Genomic DNA, 610 nt, shown 5'->3' with positions numbered 1-610 from the left:
GCGGGCGTCCCAAAAAGGATGCCCTTCCAGACATTGAAATGACCTTTCATGCCCAGTGCGTCGTCGGCGAACTGCGTCCTGAAGCATGGGAACAGGCCTGCCGAAAAGAGTCTACCTTCATCCTGATTTACGATGTCCGCGATTCGATGAGCCCCGCCGAAATCTTGACGGAATACAAGCGCCAAAACACGATTGAAATGAAGTTTCGCTTCCTAAAAAGCCCGGTCATGCTGGGGCCGGTGTACTTAAAGAGCAAGCGTCGAATTGAGGCGCTGGGCTATGTCTTTGTGTTGGCGCTGATGCTGGCGTCTTACTTGGAATTTCGCGTTCGTCGGGAAATGAAGCAAAGGGAAGAGTTCTTGCTCCTTCCCGGCAAGAAGAAGACACAGGTTCCGTCGATTACGACGATCCTCGAATACCTCAACATGATCACTGTCGTCTCCATCAACGGTCAACGCCTCTTGCCGGACAATGTCGACAAGGAGGCATTGAAGATGATTCGGTGGGCAGGTTTTACCGAGGCGCTTTATACCGAAGGGCTGTAGTTTTGCCCATGGTTCCCTGTTCTCAAAAAATCGAAAATGTTGAATTCCAACTCGCGGAACAAGGG

1 protein-coding gene is annotated in these 610 nt (G+C 51.3%); it reads left to right on the top strand.

Features of this window, described 5'->3' with window-relative positions:
- A partial coding sequence (locus GTO91_RS18850) for an IS1634 family transposase (RefSeq protein WP_456318574.1) occupies nt 1-545 on the top strand: 545 nt, incomplete at its 5' end.
- Nucleotides 546-610: the final 65 nt, after the last annotated feature.

Source organism: Heliomicrobium undosum, from assembly GCF_009877425.1.
GTDB lineage: Bacteria > Bacillota > Desulfitobacteriia > Heliobacteriales > Heliobacteriaceae > Heliomicrobium > Heliomicrobium undosum.
The sequence above is the reverse complement of the archived record's forward strand: the minus strand, read 5'-3'. Positions and strand labels throughout refer to the sequence as shown.